At 60.2% G+C, this 18,174-nt stretch carries 18 protein-coding genes and 2 pseudogenes; 6 read left to right on the forward strand and 14 right to left on the reverse strand.

Going from position 1 to position 18,174, the window contains the following annotated elements; all coding sequences use genetic code 11:
- The 5 genes from JCM12296_RS23580 to JCM12296_RS45500 form a co-directional block, all read left to right on the forward strand.
- On the forward strand, positions 1 to 934 hold a 934-nt coding region (locus tag JCM12296_RS23580; protein WP_054698626.1), incomplete at its 5' end, for a DegT/DnrJ/EryC1/StrS family aminotransferase.
- A gap of 113 nt (positions 935 to 1,047) precedes the next feature.
- Positions 1,048 to 1,740, forward strand: coding sequence for an iron-containing alcohol dehydrogenase (locus JCM12296_RS50765; RefSeq protein WP_281492141.1), 693 nt, complete (start codon positions 1,048 to 1,050; stop codon positions 1,738 to 1,740).
- On the forward strand, positions 1,713 to 2,126 hold the full coding sequence (locus JCM12296_RS50770) for a dehydroquinate synthase/iron-containing alcohol dehydrogenase family protein (protein ID WP_281492142.1): 414 nt from the start codon (positions 1,713 to 1,715) through the stop codon (positions 2,124 to 2,126). Before JCM12296_RS50765 ends, JCM12296_RS50770 begins: the two co-directional genes overlap by 28 nt.
- Positions 2,127 to 2,233: 107 nt before the next feature.
- Entirely contained in the window at positions 2,234 to 5,722 is a 3,489-nt protein-coding gene (locus JCM12296_RS23590; RefSeq protein WP_246804781.1) for an SIS domain-containing protein, read from the forward strand.
- Complete coding sequence (locus JCM12296_RS45500) at positions 5,716 to 5,979, forward strand: hypothetical protein (protein ID WP_246804782.1); 264 nt, start codon at positions 5,716 to 5,718, stop codon at positions 5,977 to 5,979. The genes JCM12296_RS23590 and JCM12296_RS45500 overlap by 7 nt, the downstream gene beginning before the upstream one ends.
- Positions 5,980 to 6,083: 104 nt before the next feature.
- Here the strand turns inward: JCM12296_RS45500 and JCM12296_RS49875 are convergent.
- The 5 genes and pseudogenes from JCM12296_RS49875 to aroB form a co-directional block, all read right to left on the reverse strand.
- Positions 6,084 to 7,114: pseudogene (locus JCM12296_RS49875) on the reverse strand (leucyl aminopeptidase family protein).
- Between the two features lie 137 nt (positions 7,115 to 7,251).
- A complete protein-coding gene (locus JCM12296_RS23605; RefSeq protein ID WP_172684058.1) occupies positions 7,252 to 7,557 on the reverse strand; it encodes a M17 family peptidase N-terminal domain-containing protein in 306 nt (101 codons plus the stop codon).
- A 79-nt stretch (positions 7,558 to 7,636) separates the two neighbouring features.
- A complete protein-coding gene (locus JCM12296_RS23610; protein ID WP_054698639.1) occupies positions 7,637 to 8,161 on the reverse strand; it encodes a peptidylprolyl isomerase in 525 nt (174 codons plus the stop codon).
- 131 nt (positions 8,162 to 8,292) lie between these two features.
- Positions 8,293 to 9,402: a tRNA-queuosine alpha-mannosyltransferase domain-containing protein gene (locus tag JCM12296_RS23615; RefSeq protein WP_054698641.1), complete on the reverse strand. Its 1,110-nt coding sequence runs from the start codon at positions 9,400 to 9,402 to the stop codon at positions 8,293 to 8,295.
- 14 nt (positions 9,403 to 9,416) lie between these two features.
- Positions 9,417 to 10,451, reverse strand: a complete 1,035-nt coding sequence (gene aroB, locus JCM12296_RS23620; RefSeq protein WP_054698643.1) for a 3-dehydroquinate synthase — start codon at positions 10,449 to 10,451, stop codon at positions 9,417 to 9,419.
- 476 nt (positions 10,452 to 10,927) lie between these two features.
- Here aroB and JCM12296_RS23625 point away from each other — a divergent pair, with 476 nt between their 5' ends.
- Positions 10,928 to 11,389, forward strand: coding sequence for a putative molybdenum carrier protein (locus JCM12296_RS23625; RefSeq protein ID WP_054698645.1), 462 nt, complete (start codon positions 10,928 to 10,930; stop codon positions 11,387 to 11,389).
- Between the two features lie 57 nt (positions 11,390 to 11,446).
- On the opposite strand, the gene JCM12296_RS23630 is transcribed toward JCM12296_RS23625, so the two are convergent.
- From JCM12296_RS23630 to JCM12296_RS45515, 9 genes and pseudogenes are all read right to left on the reverse strand, one after another.
- Positions 11,447 to 12,217 (reverse strand): CheR family methyltransferase, encoded by a 771-nt coding sequence (locus tag JCM12296_RS23630; RefSeq protein WP_054698648.1) that lies wholly within the window; start codon positions 12,215 to 12,217, stop codon positions 11,447 to 11,449.
- Positions 12,218 to 12,255: 38 nt separating this feature from the next.
- Positions 12,256 to 13,298: pseudogene (locus JCM12296_RS50775) on the reverse strand (protein-glutamate methylesterase/protein-glutamine glutaminase).
- A gap of 36 nt (positions 13,299 to 13,334) precedes the next feature.
- Positions 13,335 to 13,799 (reverse strand): chemotaxis protein CheX, encoded by a 465-nt coding sequence (locus tag JCM12296_RS23640; protein WP_083456447.1) that lies wholly within the window; start codon positions 13,797 to 13,799, stop codon positions 13,335 to 13,337.
- Positions 13,753 to 14,181 (reverse strand): response regulator, encoded by a 429-nt coding sequence (locus tag JCM12296_RS23645; protein ID WP_054698652.1) that lies wholly within the window; start codon positions 14,179 to 14,181, stop codon positions 13,753 to 13,755. Before JCM12296_RS23645 ends, JCM12296_RS23640 begins: the two co-directional genes overlap by 47 nt.
- A gap of 119 nt (positions 14,182 to 14,300) precedes the next feature.
- Positions 14,301 to 14,780, reverse strand: a complete 480-nt coding sequence (locus tag JCM12296_RS23650) for a chemotaxis protein CheD (RefSeq protein WP_054698653.1) — start codon at positions 14,778 to 14,780, stop codon at positions 14,301 to 14,303.
- 28 nt (positions 14,781 to 14,808) lie between these two features.
- A complete protein-coding gene (locus JCM12296_RS23655; RefSeq protein ID WP_054698655.1) occupies positions 14,809 to 16,743 on the reverse strand; it encodes a chemotaxis protein CheA in 1,935 nt (644 codons plus the stop codon).
- Positions 16,744 to 16,828: 85 nt separating this feature from the next.
- Positions 16,829 to 17,035 carry a hypothetical protein gene (locus JCM12296_RS23660; RefSeq protein WP_054698657.1) on the reverse strand — a complete coding sequence of 69 codons (207 nt, stop codon included), beginning with the start codon at positions 17,033 to 17,035 and terminating at the stop codon, positions 16,829 to 16,831.
- Positions 17,036 to 17,042: 7 nt separating this feature from the next.
- Entirely contained in the window at positions 17,043 to 17,429 is a 387-nt protein-coding gene (locus JCM12296_RS23665) for a response regulator (RefSeq protein WP_054698659.1), read from the reverse strand.
- A gap of 72 nt (positions 17,430 to 17,501) precedes the next feature.
- On the reverse strand, positions 17,502 to 18,174 hold a 673-nt coding region (locus JCM12296_RS45515; RefSeq protein ID WP_246804787.1), incomplete at its 5' end, for a methyl-accepting chemotaxis protein.

Below are 18,174 nucleotides of genomic sequence, written 5' to 3' on the forward strand. Positions count from 1 at the left end.
CGTGGCCACCGTCGAAGCGGTACTGATGGCCGGAGCGATTCCGGTGTTCGCCGAGATCGACGAAACCCTGTGCCTGTCGCCCGAAGGCGTGGCGGCGGCCCTGACGCCGACCACCCGGGCCGTCCTGCCCGTGCATATGTGCGGCGCCATGGCCCGCATCGACGAACTCAAGGCCTTTTGTGACAAAAACGGCCTGATCCTGATCGAGGACGCCTGCCAGAGCGTCGGCGCCAGCTACCAGGGCAAGGCCCTGGGCGCCTTCGGCAAGGCCGGCTGCTTCTCCTTCGACCCGGTCAAGACCATCACCTGTGGCGAGGGCGGCGCCGTGGTCACCGATGACGCGGCGGTCTACGCCGCGGCCCATGCCTTTGCCGACCACGGCCATGATCATATCGGCAACGACCGTGGGGCCGAAGACCACCTGATGATCGGTGCCAACTACCGCATCAGCGAGCTCAACGCCGCCGTCGGACTGGCCCAGTTGCGCAAGCTGGACGGGATCCTGGAAACCCAGCGGCGCAACAAGGCCGCCCTGAAGGACGCCATGCAGGCGATTCCCGGCGTCACGTTTCGACAGCTGCCCGATGCGGCGGGCGACTCGGCCACCTTCCTCACTTTCTTCATACCCGATGTGGAAAAAGCCCGCCAGGCGGTCAAATCCCTGGCCGCCGCCGGCGTGGACGGTTGTTTTCACTGGTTCGACAACAACTGGCACTATATCCGCAAATGGGACCATTTCCGGGAATTGAAAGCCGCGGCCCGGCTGGCCGTCCAGACCCTGCCCGACTGCCCGGACTTTCGCTCCGTGCAGCTGCCCCAATCCGATGCCCTCATCGGACGGGCGATTTCCATGCAGATCAAACTGGGCTGGACCACGGAGCAGTTGGCACAGCGTGTCGCCGCCACGGTCAGCGCCCTTAAAGCTGTTGCTTGATTCCCGCGTTTACCCAGGGACAGCATATGCCGCCTTGATCGGCCATGGCTATCCGCTGAGGAATTGTTTTACTCAAGAAACCGCAAGCCCAACCGAAAAAAGGAAAAAATAGCATGTTTCGCAATTTCAAAATGGTCTCCAAAGTGGTCTTCGGCCGGGGGTGTTTCGCCCAGCTGGGGGATATTCTCAAGGAACAGCGCCAGGGCGGCCGCTCGGTGGTAGTCTTTATAGTGGACGACGTCCACAAAAACAAACCGCTGAAGGACCGTCTGCCCCTTGAGAAGGACGACCTGTTGATTTGGGTCAATGTGGACGACGAACCTAAAACTAAATACGTGGATCAGCTCACCGCCCAGGTGCGGGAATACATGCAGGCGAAACCCGGTGACCTACCGGCCGGCGTTATCGGCGTCGGCGGCGGCAGCAGCATGGACCTGTCCAAGGCGGTGGCATTGATGCTGACCAACCCGGGCTCGGCCGCCGACTATCAGGGCTGGGATCTGATCAAGCATCCGGCCGTCTATCACGCCGCCGTGCCCACCCTTTCGGGTACCGGTGCCGAAGTCTCCCGCACCACGGTGCTCACCGGCCCCGAGAAAAAACTGGGCATCAATTCGGATCACACGGTGTTCGACCAGATCGTCCTCGACCCGGAATTGATTGCCGGCGCACCGAATCCCCAACGATTCTACACCGGCATGGATTGCTACATCCACTGCGTGGAATCCCTGGAGGGAACTTATCTCAACAGCTTCTCCCAGCCTATGGCGAGAAATCCATGGCCCTTTGCCAGGAAGTTTTTCTGAAGGATATAAAGGACGCCGACGACAAGCTGATGATGGCTTCCTACTGCGGCGGCATGAGCATCGCCTATTCCCAGGTGGGCATCTGTCACGCCCTCTCCTACGGACTGGCCTTCGTCCTGGGATTGCACCATGGCATCGGCAACAGCGTCGTCTTCGACTATCTGGAAGACTATTACCCCCAGGGCGTGCGCGAATTCCGTCAGATGACGGAGCGCCACCAGATCGATCTGCCGCGCAACCTGACGGCCAATCTCTCCGATGCCCAAATGGAGAAGATGATCGACGTGGCCCTGGTGATGGAACCGCTTTGGGAAAACGCCCTGGGCAAAAGCTGGAAAACCATCATGACCCGCGAGAAAATCCGGGAACTCTACTGCAAGATGTAACGCGCTGCCGCTGAGGACAGAGCCAGGCTTTCCCGGGAAACGGCGGATGGAAGCGGTCACGTCTCCAAACGCGGCGCAATAGCCGCCATAAAAGAGCGAGGGTAACCATGACAAACACGCTGCCAAGCACCCGTCAGGCAAAGCGCCTGATCGGATCTTTCGGAAAACGCGTCCAGGGTCTGCCGGCGATTCACTGGGGACGCCATCCAGCCAGCGTTACCGGACCGGCCCTGATTCTTTTTCCCTGCCAACCCAACCTGCTGGGATGCGGTCTGGCCGGCCTCATTGCGGTCAAGGGCAGGCCCACGCCACCGTCGGTCGATCTATCCGCTCTGGAAAAGCTGGCCGAAGCGGCGGACCAGGCCGATCTGGCCACCTGCAGCGCGTCGCAGGCGACCATCGCGGAATGTTACCTCGGGGGCGAGGCGAATCTCACCGCCCTTTTATCCGCTATCCGGCAGCTCAAGCAGGAAGTCCCTTTTCTGGCTCTGTTCAAGGATCCGGCGGCCCGGCAGCGCCTGGTCGCCCTTTCCGATCGGCTGTCGTCGATTCTGAAGCGCGAACAGGATCTGCTCGCCCGGCAGGCCGGAAACCTGGAAAGCGCCACGGTGGAGCTCGTCTCCACCCAGATCGAAACGATCAAAGACATGATCTGGTGCCTGAATGAGGAGCTGACCGCCAACATCGGCCGCATCAGCGACCTGATGGCCGGCGATGGCGACCCTGGGCCGGACAGCCGCATCACCCTCTTCCGGCAGATCAACGCCGTGCTCAACAGCATCGACCGCTTGGAGGTCCGCGGCCGCGATTCGGCTGGCATCTCGATCCTCTTCATCCTACCGGCCGATGCCTACGAACAACTCACGCAAAGCCTCGATGGCCAGGCGCTTGGGGAGGCCTTCGCCCAGCGCATGGCACGCGACGTCTTGGGCAACGCCAGCATCAGCTGCAACCAAACCACGGATGCCGACGGCAAGCCGATGGTCGCCCTGACCGTGGTCTATAAGGTGGCCGCCGAGATCGGCAGCCTGGGAGACAACATCCGCTTCCTGCGCCAACAGATTTGCGAAGACACCATTTTCCAGGCCATCAGCCGCGTGGCAAACACCTTCCACACGGTCTCTTCGCATACCCGCTGGGCCTCCATCGGCGCCATCACCGAGCCCAACTGCCACCCGGTGGACAACACCCTGGCCGGCGGTCTGATGAAGGATCATCCGATCATTCATGCCTGTCTCAACGGCGATATCGACAACTACCTGGAACTGAAATCCGCCATCGAAGCCGACGGCGACCGGATTCCGGAAACCATCACCACCGACACCAAGATCATCCCCCTGCAGATCGAGCACTACCTGAAAACCGGTGTCGATATAACCGAGGCCTTCCGTCTGGCGGTGAGCGACTTCCAGGGATCGCATGCCATTGCCATGCACACCGATCTGGCCCCGGGACGGTTTTTTCTGGCCCAGAAGGGCAGCGGTCAAGCGGTCTTCGTCGGGCTGGCCGAGGATCACTACATGCCGGCTTCGGAAGTCTACGGTTTCATCGAGGAGACCCCCCGTTTCCTGAAAATGGACGGTGAGAAGATCGTGGACGGCAAAAACGGCAAGACCCAGGGTCAGATCTTCGTGCTGGATCAGCGCTCCGGCGGGGGGCTGGCCGGCATCACGGCGATGTACTACGATGGAACGCCGATCGCCCTCACCGAAAAGGACGTCAAATCCACTGAAATCACCACCCGGGATATCGACCGCCAGGATTTCCCCCACTACTTTTTGAAGGAGATCTCCGAAGCCCCGCTGTCGGTGGAGCGCACCCTGCTCAACCGCTGGAAGATCACCGAAGCCGCTGACGGTGCCCATTACGTCGTCCAGTTAAGCAAGGAAACCTTTCCTCCCGACCTGGAAACAGCCTTTGCCGAGAACCGCATCCGGCGCATCTTCTTCGTCGGTCAGGGAACGGCCGGGATTGCCGCCCAGGCCTGCGCCGATATCTTCAAATCCTATCTCGCCGATCCGTCCATCCAGTTGCGGGCCCTCAAGGCCTCCGAGCTGAGCGGCTTCGAACTCAGCGACGCGGACGCGGACACCAGCATGCACGACACGTTGGTGGTGGCCATCAGCCAGTCCGGCACCACCACCGACACCAACCGCACCGTGGACATGGTGCGTGCCCGCGGCGCCCGGACCCTGGCGATTGTCAACCGGCGCGATTCGGACATCACCTTCAAGGTGGACGGCGTGCTCTACACCTCCAGCGGCCGGGATATCGAAATGAGCGTGGCCTCCACCAAGGCCTTTTATTCCCAGATCGTGGCCGGTGCGCTGTTGGCGCTCAAGGTCGCCGGCATCCGGGGCCGCCGCTCGAGCGAATTTCTCTCGGATCAGATCGCCGAACTCTTGCGCATTCCCGACCATATGCGCACGGTCCTGGCCATGGGCGAGGCGATCCAAACCTCGGCCCGCCGCCTGGCCGGCACCAAGACCTACTGGGCTGCGGTGGGCAGCGGACCCAACAAATCCTCGGCCGACGAGATCCGTATCAAACTCAGCGAACTCTGCTACAAGACGATCAGTTCGGATTACGTGGAGGACAAGAAGCACATCGACCTCTCCTCCGAACCCCTGATCATCGTCTGCGCCGCCGGCACCCGGGGCACCGTAATCGGCGACATCATCAAGGACACGGCCATTTTCAGGGCCCACAAGGCGGCGCCGGTCATCATCGCCGACGAAGGCGAGGAGCGTTTCGCCCCCTACGCCGAGGATGTCTTCCACGTCCCCCAGGTCAGTCCCCAGTTTGCGCCGATTCTCAACACCCTGGTGGGCCACATCTGGGGATATCACGCCGCCCTGGCCATCCACGAGGGATCGCGCTTTCTGCACACCGTCAGGGCCTCCGTTCAGGAAACCCTCGACCAGTTGGCCAGCCAGGGGCTGGATGTTTACGAAGTGGTCCTGGAGAAAACCTTTCGGGAGAAAATCGCCGGTTTCTACCATGTGTTCCGTGAGAAACGACGTGCCAAGACCTTTCCCACGGCCATCACGCATGCATCGGATCTGACCCTGCTCTTCAAGTATCTCTCCGGGCGGTTGCCGTTTTCCGATTTCGAACCGGATTTCGGCATGCGGGGAACGGCCAAAAACGTCATCGACACCCTGTTCCGCGTGATGGGCGAGGCCATCAACCTCATGTCACGGCCGGTGGACGCCATCAAGCACCAGGCCAAAACCGTTACCGTGGGTACCAGCCGAATCAGCGAGCGCGTGGAGGGCATTCTCTTCGACGCCCTGACCCAAGAAGGGCTGGAGGTGGCCCAGGTGCTCAACCGCAACGTGATCGTCATGAAAAACATCCAGGGGGTCATCGAGCGCATCAACGGCAGCATTCTCTACCGCATTGACGGTCTGGGACTCTTGGGCGATCCCACCGATCACACCGCCATCACCATCCTGAAGAAGTCCGGTTTGCTGGCCGAACTGCCCTCCCGTGTGGAACAGGATTCCGTCCTCAAGGGCACCAAGCGATCATCGTCCGCCAGGGCAACGTCTATATCGGCAAGGGCCGCAAGGACGGGCGCAGCATCGTGGTGATCCCGGCGACCTCCGAGGATCCGGCCGACGGCAGCCGCATCCGCTACCTGCTCCTGCTCAATGTGGGTTTCAAGCCCGAAATCCCGCTGCCGACCAAGATCAAGGCCCTGGGCGGCAAGTACGAGCACATCAAGAACATCGTCCAGGAAAACAGCGTGGCCTGGTCGGACGACTACCTGCAAATGGTGCCGGTGGACGATTTGTTCGGTCATTCGGCAGAGAAATTGGCCGAGGGGATGGTGACCAAATTCAAATAGACATCGACGCCCCTGTACAAAGGATCCGCAGCGGCCATCAAAAACCGAAGCGGCCGGGCGTCATGGCCCGGCCGCTTCGCATTTCAGGCGTTCGTGGATGGATCTCAGGCCTGCATTTTCTCGATCCAATCGCAGAGCAGCCGCACGCCGAAACCGGTGCCCCCGGCCCCGCAGTAATCCGCGGCTTTCTTGATCCAGGCCGGACCGGCGATGTCGATATGCGCCCAGCGGGTCTCGCCGACGAACGCGGAAAGAAACAGGGCCGCGGTAATGGCCCCACCATAACGACTGCTGCTCATGTTGTTCAGGTCGGCAAACTCGTTCTTGAGCAGGTCCTTGTAATCCTCGGGCAGGGGCAGGTGCCAGCAGCGCTCGAAGGTTGCTTCCCCCGAAGCGACGATGGCCCGGGCCAGATCCGCATCCGTTGAGAAGACGCCGGCGATTTTCTCCCCCAGGGCGATCATGCAGGCGCCGGTCAAGGTGGCCAGGTCGATGACCGTGTCCGGCTTGAACTGATCGATGGCCCAGGCCATGGCATCGATCAGAATCAGCCGCCCTTCGGCATCGGTATTGCCGATCTCGACGGTCTTGCCGGCGTAGGTCCGCACGATATCACCCGGCCGGATGGCGGTTCCCGAGGGCATGTTCTCCACCAGCGGCATGACTCCCACCACCCGCAAATCCGGTTTGAGGCGTGCTAGGGCCAGCAGGTCCCGGCCACGGCGGCGGCACCGGCCATGTCCATCTTCATGGTTTCGATACCGCCGGCGGATTTCAGGTTGAGGCCGCCCGAATCGAACGTGACACCCTTGCCCACGAGCACCAGGGTCTTCTTGGCCCCCTTGGGATGGTAATCCACGGTCACCAATCGGGGCTTGGCGCTGCTGCCCTGCCCCACGGCCAGCATGGCACCGAAACGCTGTTTTTTCAGCCAGCGCTCGTCCATGATCTTGACCGTCAGTCCCGCCGGCGCGCTGACGGCCTGGATCCTTTCGGCAAAGGCTTCGGGCCGTTTTTCATTGGAAGGGGTCGTCACCCATTCACGGGCCAGGATGCTGCCCTGGCAGATGGCGGCCGTGCGCTCGATCAGATCGGCACAGACTTTTTTCTGGGCGGCACTTCCGGTCAAAACCACGCGTTTGAGTGGCTTTTTCTCCTTCTCCTGCTTATACCGGTCGAAAAGGTGGTTGGCCAGAATAGCGCCTTCGGCCAGGCTGCGGAAGATCGTCTCGCTATCGACGGGGAGGTCGGCGGCATCCGGGGTAGCCAGGGTCAAACGGGACAGGCCACAGTGATCCCGTGTTGGACCGCCTTGCCGGCCACGGAGCGAAGGGTTTCACCGGTCAGGTTGGCCGTATTGCCCAGTCCGAAAAAAACCACCCGGGCAATACGGGTGTCGGCCGGGGCGAACAGCGTCAGGCGTTCGCCCTTCTTGCCGTTGAACTCCTCCAGCGCCTTTGCCGCATCGACCAGCGATGTTACCGTCGGATCATCATGGATGTCCTGATCTTCACAAACCGGCACCACCAGTGTGTCCACTGCAGATCGCTTCAAATTGACGGATTTGATTTCAAGCATGCAGAACCTCTTTCCCATGTTACCGTTCCCGGTGATCCCGGTACGGGAATTGACCGATGCCGGTGATGCGGCAGTCACCTTAGCGCTGGATGGTAACCTTCTCCATGATCACCGGGGTCTTGGGTTTGTCCCTGGGATCGGTGCGCACGCTGCCGATCTGCATGACCACATCCAACCCCTTGGTGACCTTGCCGAAAACCGTGTGACGGTTGTCCAGATGGGGGGTGGCCCCCAAAGTCACGAAAAACTGGCTGCCGTTGGTCCCCGGACCGGCGTTGGCCATGGAGAGAACGCCCGGGCCGTCGTGCTTGAGATCGGGGTGGAACTCATCCTTGAACTGGTAGCCCGGCCCGCCGGTGCCATTGCCAAAGGGACATCCACCCTGGATCATGAATCCCTCGATGACCCGATGGAACCCCAACCCGTCGTAAAAGTTGCCTCCCCGCGGGGTTTGCTGCCGTCCTTCGGCCAGGTTGATGAAGTTCCAGACGGTTTCCGGGCACTCCTTGGCGTAGAGCTCGACCTCGAAGGTTCCCATGTTGGTCTGGAAAACAGCCGTGGCCCGATCGATCTTCTCCTTGTAACTCTCCTTCTCGTTCGCCATTGATTTCTCCTTGGGATTAGAATGAAAAAAATCACGCCGCTGGCCGGCGTGGAGGGCGATGCATGAATTCAGTCAATATAGGAACATCGGCAGGCGGTGTCAATGACGCCTTAGCCTGCCGAGGACGCTGATCAGAACCGACCGTCCGACCCGGTACCGGTGGCCAGACGCTTAAGTTCCCGGTCGTAGTGGTTGATGACCGCCGGCCAGGCGTGGCGGGCCATCATGGCCGCCAGAACCGGGCGGTGGCGGGCAGCATGGACGGGGTCCTGTAGCATGGCGGACAGTTTCTCGACCAGGTCATCGGGATCCCGGTAGAGGAATTGGCCGTGGAACTCACGGGGCAGGAGTTCCGGATAGACCAGCCGGCGCGGCAGCAGCGGCAGACAGCCATGGCGCATGGCTTCCACCATGGCGATGCCGAAGTTCTCCTGGATGGCACAACTCACGGCCACGAAACCGCGTTTGAGCCAATCGATATAGGCGGACCGGCGGTCGACGTAACCGAACTGCACGATGCGGTCAGCCAGGCGGGCGCGCGCCTCGGCAAAGACCGGTGGGGCAGTGGCATAGTTCTCCCCCAGAATAGCCAGGCGGAAGTCGATTCCCCGCCGGGCCACGCGCCATAGGGCATCGAAGAAGCACTGGGGATTCTTGTCGAATTCCCAACGATGGTTCCAGATAACCAGCGGGGGCCCGGGCGGCAGCGGCGGTGGATCCGAGGGCGCATCACTGAAATGGCATCCGGGATACAGCACCCCCGCCTTGGCGCGGATGGCCGCCCCCACCCAGTGGGGCTTGTAGTCGGGCATGCGGCCGATAAAACCGGGCAAGGTATTGAAGAACTGGTCCCGGTGAAATTGCGAGTTGAACAGAAGGCGATCGGCGCAAAGGGCCGTGGTGATGTCGGTGAAGCCGAACTGCAAATCCATTTGCTCACCAGGGGCCAACGGGTAGGTCAGCTGATTTTCGTGGAAGTAAACCAGCGCCGGCGGTCGCCGGCCGGTGTACAAGGCGGTAAAATCGGCCAGGCTCATCATGCCGCTGGTGATGATGCCGTCGAAGCCGGACAGATTGTCGAGGGTCTGCCGGAAATGAAGGGCCGCCCCGCGCATGCGCCACTTCCAGAAGCGGGCCGGCAGAGAGACCACGTGAATGTCGTGGTGCGAATGGGCGGCCAACCCCTGGGCGAAATCCCGATGGGAGCCGCCGTGAAACGCTTCAAGGAAAAGGAAGCGCATGCCCCGACCGGTGCCTAACCGAGGCGCGCCGCGTTAGCCAAACGACGGAGGTCGTCAAAGGCAACCTCCTCCACCCGGGCACTGCCCAGGGCATCCAGGAAAACGAAATGGATCCCTTGGCCCTCGCGTTTCTTGTCCTTCTTCATGGCCGTCAACATGGCGGTCATGTCAACCGGCGGACGCACCGGCAGGCCATAGCTGTCGATGAGCCGCTCCAACCGGCGGGCCGCATCGGCCGGCAAAAAGCCCATCTGCACCGAAAGCTGAACCGCCAGGACCATACCGATGCCCACGGCCTCGCCGTGAGGCATGCCGGTAAGCTTTTCCAGGGCATGGCCGAAGGTGTGGCCAAAGTTCAGTTTACGCCGCTCACCATGCTCCCGTTCATCCCGGGAGACAACGCCCGCCTTGATTTCCACCGATTGATAGACCAGATGGGCGATGATCGCCGGATCCAGATCCAAAGCGGCATCCCGGTGGGACTCAAGGAAGTCCACCATCTCCAGGCTGGCAATCGCTCCGTGCTTGATGATTTCGGCAAAACCGCACAGAACCTCGCGCACCGGCAAGGTCTTCAGCAGGGCCATGTCGCAAATCACGAACTCGGGCTGGTTGAAGGTCCCCACCATGTTCTTGTAACCGCCGAAATTGACCCCGTTCTTGCCGCCCACGCTGGCATCCACCTGGCTGAGCAGGGTCGTGGAGACAAAGCCGAAGCGCAGTCCGCGCATGTAGGTCGAGGCGACGAAGCCGGCGATATCGCAAACGATGCCGCCACCCACGCCCAGGATGAAGGTGCCGCGATCCGCCTCCAGGTCTACCAGCTGGCGATAGATGTCGGCAACCGTTTCAAGGGTCTTGATCCGCTCCCCCAAGCCGATGATGATCACCGGGCAGTCGGGCAGCCTTTCGCGGTAGTGCCGCTGCACCGTGCTGTCGGTAATGATCACCGTCCGCCGTTGATCGATATGGGCGCTCAGGTTGTCGATGGACGCGCCGACCAGAATCGATGAAGTCCCGGATCCGCCGTTGACCAATAATTTTTTCATTATCCTTATTCACCCTGGATCGGTTGAGGTAAAGGCAAAAGCCCCCAGCGGCCGTAGCCCGCACGTTGAAATGGGCCGTTCATGCGGCTCTTGGGGTCTTTGCTTACCACAGTCATGCCGGGATGAAAACGCCAAAACCGGCGACCGGCAGGGCAATCGCATATCAGTGTTTCTATCGATCTTTACTCTTGAACTCCGGAGGCGCTGAATGTCAAATGACCAATTAAAAATGTCAAATGGTGGCATTCTGTCTATTTTAAAACGATTTTATCCTTCATTTGACATTTGGAAGTTGGCATTTGGCATTTTTCTTCCACCAGACAGCCATCCCCATTGTTGAGTTGCCATACGGTTAATTCTACATGCGATTGCCCTGCGGCGACCGGCCCCTTGCGCACCCATGGCTTGCCGCCGGCAATCGATTGAAGTATGCTACAGGAGAATCAGCCCACCCAATATCCAAAGGAAAATGAAAAATGCTGAAAAAAATCATTTCCGGCGGCCAGACCGGCGTTGACCGGGCGGCCTTGGATGTGGCCATGCACCTGGGAATCGCCCACGGCGGATGGGTCCCCAAGGGGCGCCTGGCCGAGGACGGCCCCCTGCCGGCGTATTATCAGCTCCAGGAGATGCCCACGGCGGAATATGCTGAGCGTACCGAGAAAAACGTGCAGGACGCGGACGGCACCTTGATCATCTCCCGTGGCACCCCCACGGGGGGCACCGAGTATACCCGTAAAATGGTCCTCAAGCATGGCAAGCAACTGCTGCATATCGATCTGGCCATGGGGCAATCGCCATCAGCGGCAGGATCGCTGATCGCCGCCTGGATTGAAATGAACCGCATTGAAACCCTCAACGTGGCCGGGCCTCGGGCCAGCGGCGATCCGAAGATCTACAACCAGGCGTTCACGCTTCTCACCGAGGCGTTGCGCTGAAAGGCCGCCGCCCGGTCCGTCGTCGGCCCCCCCGTCGGTATCCCCGGGCAGCCTCGATCAAGGCTTTCGATACACACTGGGAGCGATATAGGTGAAGGGATGTTTCAGGCCGCTGAGGCTTTCCGCGCCGCCGATCATGAAGTACCCCCCGGAGTTCAATACGCGTCCCAATCGGGCGACCACCCGCTCCTTGGTGGGGGTGTCGAAGTAGATCATGACATTACGGCAGAAGATCACGTCGAAGCCCTGGTCCGGAAGTGGGTCCTTGAGTAGGTTGAATTTCCGGAAGATGATCCTTTGCCGCAATTCCGCTTTGACGCGAATGGTTCCGGTCCAGCGGTTGATGCCCTTTTGAAAATACCGTTTCAGCAGGGCTTCGGGAATGTTTTGGACGGATTGTCCCGGGTAGATTCCCATGCGCGCTTTTTCCAGACAGTTGCCGGAAATATCCGTGGCCAGGATGGCGGGTGCGCCGCCCAGGCTCAGGCAGTGGGCGGCCAGGGAGTAGGGTTCCTCGCCACTGGAACAGGCGGCACACCAGATGGCGGTACAATCGGCCGAGATGTATTTGAACGATGCGGATTCACGGAAGAAATAGGTATGGTTGGTGGAGACCGCATCGATGAAGCAGGCACATTCGTGGGGATCCGCAAGAATCATGTCGTAGTACCTTCCCGGCGATACGTCCAGAAGACGCAGCCGCTTGGCGATGCGCGCATTGAGCAGGGATCGTTTCTCTTCATTCAGTTTGATGCCGCATTCCTGGTAGACCAGGGCGCAGTATTTTTCGAACTGACGATTACTCAGTTGCTCGGGCAGATTCGTCATGGATTTATTCTTCGGCGGGTTAGGGACATGCGCAAGATTTAGCCGGCGGCCAGCTTCAACGCCGTCTGGCAAACGTCTTCAAGGGGCACGATCTCATCGACCCCCCCTTTCTTGATCGCCTCCTTGGGCATGCCGAAAACCACGCAACTCTTCTCATTTTGGGCGATCGTACGCGCACCGGCCTGCTTCATCTCCAGCATGCCGGCGGCGCCGTCGGCGCCCATGCCGGTCAGAATCACGCCCACCGCATTGGCTCCGGCCGTCCGGGCCACCGAGCGGAAAAGCACGTCCACCGCCGGACGCTGATGATGAACCATGGGACCGGTTTTGACCTCGACATAGTAACGCGCACCGCTGCGCCGCAGGAGCATGTGATAATTTCCCGGGGCCAGCAGGGCCTGACCGTTGACCACCGAATCGCCGTCGCAGGCCTCACGCACACGGATCTGGCTGAGGCCGTCCAGGCGCTCGGCAAAGGAAGTGGTGAACCGCGCCGGCATGTGCTGCACGATGACGATGCCGGGCGCATTGGGCGGCATGCGTTGCAGGACCGTGCGGATGGCCTCGGTACCGCCGGTGGAGGCGCCAATGGCGATAATTTGATTGGTGGTTTGGGTCAGGTGCGTTGCCGGGAGGCTGGAACCCGGCGTCGGGACGATGCCTTGGCGACCGGGGCCTTGAGATTGACGTGGGCCACGGCCCTGATTTTATCGGCCAGTTGAACCCCCATGTCCCCCACGGAATAGGCTGCCGTGGGTTTGGAGATCACCTCCAGCGCGCCGGCCGACAAGGCATCCAGGGCCATTTGGCTGCCCTTCTGGGTCAGCGAACTGACGATGATCACCGGCAGGGGATAGTGTTTCATCAGTTTTTTGAGGAAGGTAATGCCGTCCATGCGCGGCATTTCGATATCCAGGGTGACCACATCGGGCTTGAGGCTGACGATCTTGTCCCGGGCCACGTAAGGGTCGGGCGCGGTTCCGATCACCTCGATGCCCCTTGCCCGGGATAGCTCACTGGCAAAGACCTTGCGCACCACGGCTGAGTCGTCGACGATCAGGACGCGGATATTTCTCTCCATAGGGCCGTCTCTTTCTTTTTCGCCGGCGGCGCGGGGTCAATCGTTGAGGAGAACGGCCAGGGTCAAATGACTGGACAGGGTCTGAACCGTCAGGCAGAGGGTCTCCCCGATATCACCGCCTTCCCAGGCAATGGTTTCCGGCGCCGTGGATTCCGGGACCCCTAAGTCAAAGACCACGTTCGCGTCGTAAAGACTCAACGTATTGCCCGCCAGCATGTTGATCATCTCCTTGACGGTACCGGTCATATCCTTCAGGCTGACCCGCTGCCCATCGATTCCCAGAAAATCGGCGCAGATATCGCGGGCCATGGATTCGGGCAACGACAGGGCGAAAGATCCGTGGGCCGGGCCGCTGAAGGTCAGTGTGGCGGCAATCCCGCCGGTCAGGGCCGCGGGCGTGTCGCTGCCATCGGTCACGACATCCAAGGGCATGAAGAACATGGTCTCCAGTACATCAGAAATCGAGGTCATCATCGCCGTCTTCAGGGCGTCCTTGTCCATCTTCGGGTTCTCCCAATAGCGTGTTGAGCGTCTGCCGGATGGCTGCCGGCGTGAAAGGTTTCTTGATGTAGGCGGCCGCGCCTTGTTCGATGAAGGTCTCCACCCGTTCGTGGCTGCCCTCGGTGGTCACCATGACCACGGGAATGCTCTGCATGCAGTCATCCGCCTTCATTTTCCGCAAGAGGGTCAATCCATCCATGTCCGGCATGTTGTAATCGGTCAGGACGAGATCGAGCCAGTTCCCGTTCAGGACCGCCAGGGCTTCGGAGCCGTTGGCGGCCTCGTAAAACGTTCCCGTATCGAAACCCGACGCCCGGACAACCTTTTTGATCACTGCCCGCATGGGTGCGGAATCATCGACAATCAGTATGTTGTATGCCACTTCCGTTTCTCCGCGAATAAGGTGGAAAAATCTTCATCGGATCGCCGGGCCACCATCCGGCAAGGTGTCCATCCGCGCCATCTGTTCCAGGAAGTCCATCATGGGCAATGGGATGTCGCTCATATGGCAATCTCCGCTTCACCCGACACCTTGATTCGAACCTGGCCGGTTTCGAGAAAGAGACGGATGGTCCGATTGGTGTTGCCGCCGGTATCCTGATAATCAATGACCACGTTGTTGCGGTGAAAGATCTTGCGTACCGCCATTTCATTGCGCTTGCCGATATTGAAAAAGCCCTTCTGATCCAGCACCTGGGATCCGCCCACGACAATCACGCGCATGCGTCGCTTCTCCCCCCCCAGGGCGTACACGGCCTTGAACAGGCGCGGGATACCGGTGTCGGCAAACATGAACGGTCTGCTGAGCGCCTTTGCCTGATCCAAGGCGGATTCCGGCAGCATGAAGTGCAGCAACCCGCCGGCCCGCGCCACCGGGTCGTAAACGGCGATACCGATGCACGACCCCAATGAATAGGTCACTAGAATTCCCGCAGGATCATTACTGGCCTTCATATCCGACACGCCGACAACAATATTCATGGACGCTATGCCTTCCCTGAGCCGCAAGTCATGATTCCATGGCCAGTTCCCAGATGCCGGCCATGTCCAGGATCAACCCCACCCGCCCATCCCCCAGGATCGCGCCGCCGGCAATACCGCGAACATGCTTGAGCGCCACGCCCATGCTCTTGATCACGACTTCCTCCTTGCCCAGCAGCTCATCCAGCAAAAGGCCCATGCGCTGGCCGTCGTATTCCACCGTCACCACCAGGCCTTCCCAGGGATGCCGAAAGTCGGAGCGGGTATCGAAAAGGGTCTCCAAACGGACCAGGGGAATCAGTTTGCCGCGGGAAAGGATCATTTCGCCCTTGTTCTCGACCGTGTAGTATTGTTCGGCCGTGGGACGGAAGGACTCGATGATGGACAGCGCCGGAATGACGTAGCGTTCCTGGCCGACGCGCACCAACATGCCTTCGATGATCGCCAGGGTCAGCGGCAGACTGATGTAGAAGGTGGATCCCTGGCCGGCCGTGGTCTGAATATCCACGCGGCCACGCAGCCGCTCGATGGCCTTTTTGACCACGTCCATGCCCACCCCGCGGCCGGAAATTTCCGTCACCGCTCGGGCCGTGGAAAAGCCCGGTTGGAAAATCAGGTTATAGATTTCCGAATCACTCAAACGGCTGTCGTCGTCGATCAGTCCGTTGGCGCGGGCCTTTTGCAAAATGCGATCGCGATTGAGCCCCCGCCCGTCATCGTCGATCTCGACGACGATATTCCCCCCCTTGTGATAGGCCTTGAGGGAGATGGTGCCCATGGGCGACTTGTTGACGGCTTCCCGATCTTCCGGTGTTTCCAACCCGTGATCCACGGAATTTCTGATCATATGCACCATGGGCTCGTAGAGTTCGTCCACCATGTTGCGGTCGATTTCGGTATCTTCACCGGTCATGCGCAGTTGCACCTTCTTGCCCGAGCTTTTGGCCAGGTCCCGCACCAGCCGCAGCATTTTCTGAAAGGTGCTCTTGATCGGCACCATGCGCAGGGACATGGTCATGGTTTGCAGACTGGAGGTGATCTGATTGAGCTGTCCCAGGGTATGCAGCAGGTGTTGATCGCCCGAATTGACAATATACGGATGCTGCCGAAGCATGGACTGGGCGATCACCAGTTCGCCGGTCAGGTCCACCAGGCTGTCCAGCTTGAGGGTATCCACCTTGACCTGCAAATCCATGCGCTGGCCGGAAACTTTTTTTGCTCCCGCAGCGGCGGCCACCTGTTTCGGGCTTGTGGCCCCCGCTTCGACCAGGATGCGGCCGAGTTTTTTCCCTGGTGCGGCCTTCTGTTGGGTCAGGGCGTCATCCAGATGCTGGCGCGAAATCGCGCCCTGGTCCACCAGGATTTCACCGATAGGGCTATCCGCCATGTCCCCGGCCGCCTGAATGGCTTCGATGCGCGCCACCACCGGTGCGATATTCAGGCCGATGTCGAGTGGCCCACCGCCTTCCATGCCGGTTTGAACACCCTGGATCAGCCGTTTGAGCAGGTCCACGGAGTCGAGAATCACATCGATCACGTCACCATCGACGATAAACTCGCCGCTGCGGATCTTGTCCAGCAGGTTCTCCGAACGGTGGGCCAGGCGGTTGATGCGCATGAATCCCAGAAAACTGGACACGCCTTTGATGGTGTGAAAGGCTCGGAAAATCGCGTTGATGCCCTCCTTCTCCGAGTCGTCCTGCTCAAGGTCGATCAGGCTGACCTCGACCGTTTCCAGGCTCTCCAGGGATTCGACGATAAACCCGGAAACGATCTCGCGGTCTTCCTCATCCATATCGGCCTCCGGGCAGCTGAAATGCTCGGCCGCCGCCGGTGGAGGTACCGATACGGTGGTTGAGGCCGTCTGCGGGGCGCCGGCCGGCCGCTGATCGGAAGACGGTTCACCGATGGTGGCGTCAGGCAAGAAAGCGCCCAGGTGGGCCAGCAGGGGGGCCAGTTCCACGTGATGATCGACCTGGTCGGCAATGGCCCGGAAGATGGCCTGAAGCTGGCCGATGCCGGTCTCGAAGGGTTCGAGGTCACTGATTTCACGCAGGACGATCTTCTCCAGGTACCCCGACAGCCCCCACCAAAAGCCCGAAATCCGGCAATGGCAGGGTGGCCGCGAACGTCTTCAGATCGCCGAGGTCGTTGAGCATCTGGCCCATGACGGGAATATCCTCCCCATCCAGGGTTACCAAAGCCAGAGAAATGGCTTCAATCCGCGCCTCGATCGTTTCCAATGGTTCAACCATGACGGATTTATCCTTTTTTCCAGCGCGCGCGCTTTTCAAATGCGTCCTTGGCCACCCGCCTGAGCAATTTCAGGTCGACGGGTTTTTTAAAATAGTCGTCGAATCCGACTTCGCGGCATTCGGATAACTCAAACAGACTGGCATAGCCGGTCAAGGCAAACACCATATCCATGGGACGCGCCTGTTTGACCTGCCGACAAAGCTCGAGGCCACTCATTCCGGTCATGTTGAGATCGAAAAACATCACATGGATATCCTCGTTTTGAAGAATTTCCAGGGCTTTTTCTCCGGATCGGGCCGTTTTGACCGCATAGCCGACTTTGGTGAATGCCTTTTCCAATAATTTGAGGATATTCTCCTCATCATCGACAAATAGGATGGTATTGTTCATCATGCAAATGTCCGCATGGGGTAATTGTGGAAGAATGGCCCACTCCCAACGCGCGGAGGAAGGCCATTCTTTCTTCTAAAAATCCTCGAAGTCCTTATCCAGCGGGATCACCTGTTCCGGATCCACGGCATGCATGGCCCCAAATGAGGCTTTGGGGCGGTCCTTGCCGTTGCCTTTCTTGGCACCATTGCCGTTGCCCGATGCGTGCAGGTAAAGATGGGGCGTCTCGACTTGCAGCCGTTTGCGCGGCACACGGCCCACCGGTTTGGGCGTTCTGGCGGCCCCACCGTTGTGATGTTTGGACGAGCCCACCAACGCCACCAGGTCGGCCACGAAGCCTTTCATCTGCTCGGCCTGGGCATTCATCTCCTCGGAAGCCGAGGCCGACTCCTCGGCATTGGCCGCATTCTGCTGGGTCACCTTGTCCACTTCACTGACCGCCGTATTCACCTGACCGATCCCCTGGGCCTGTTCGCTCGAGGCAGCGGCGATCTCCGATACCAGTTCGCCCACCTTGGCCGCTGACCGGGCCACCTCGGTAAAATTCTCATTGGTCTTCGATACCAGCTCGCCGCCTTCCTTGACCTGCTTCACCGTGCCCTCGATCAGGTTGGCCGTGTTCTTGGCCGCATCGGCCGCGCGCATGGCCAGGTTGCGCACCTCGTCGGCCACCACAGCGAATCCTGCACCGGCCTCGCCTGCCCGCGCCGCCTCCACCGCCGCGTTCAATGCCAAGAGATTGGTCTGG

Source organism: Desulfosarcina cetonica JCM 12296, from assembly GCF_001311845.1.
Lineage (GTDB): Bacteria > Desulfobacterota > Desulfobacteria > Desulfobacterales > Desulfosarcinaceae > Desulfosarcina > Desulfosarcina cetonica.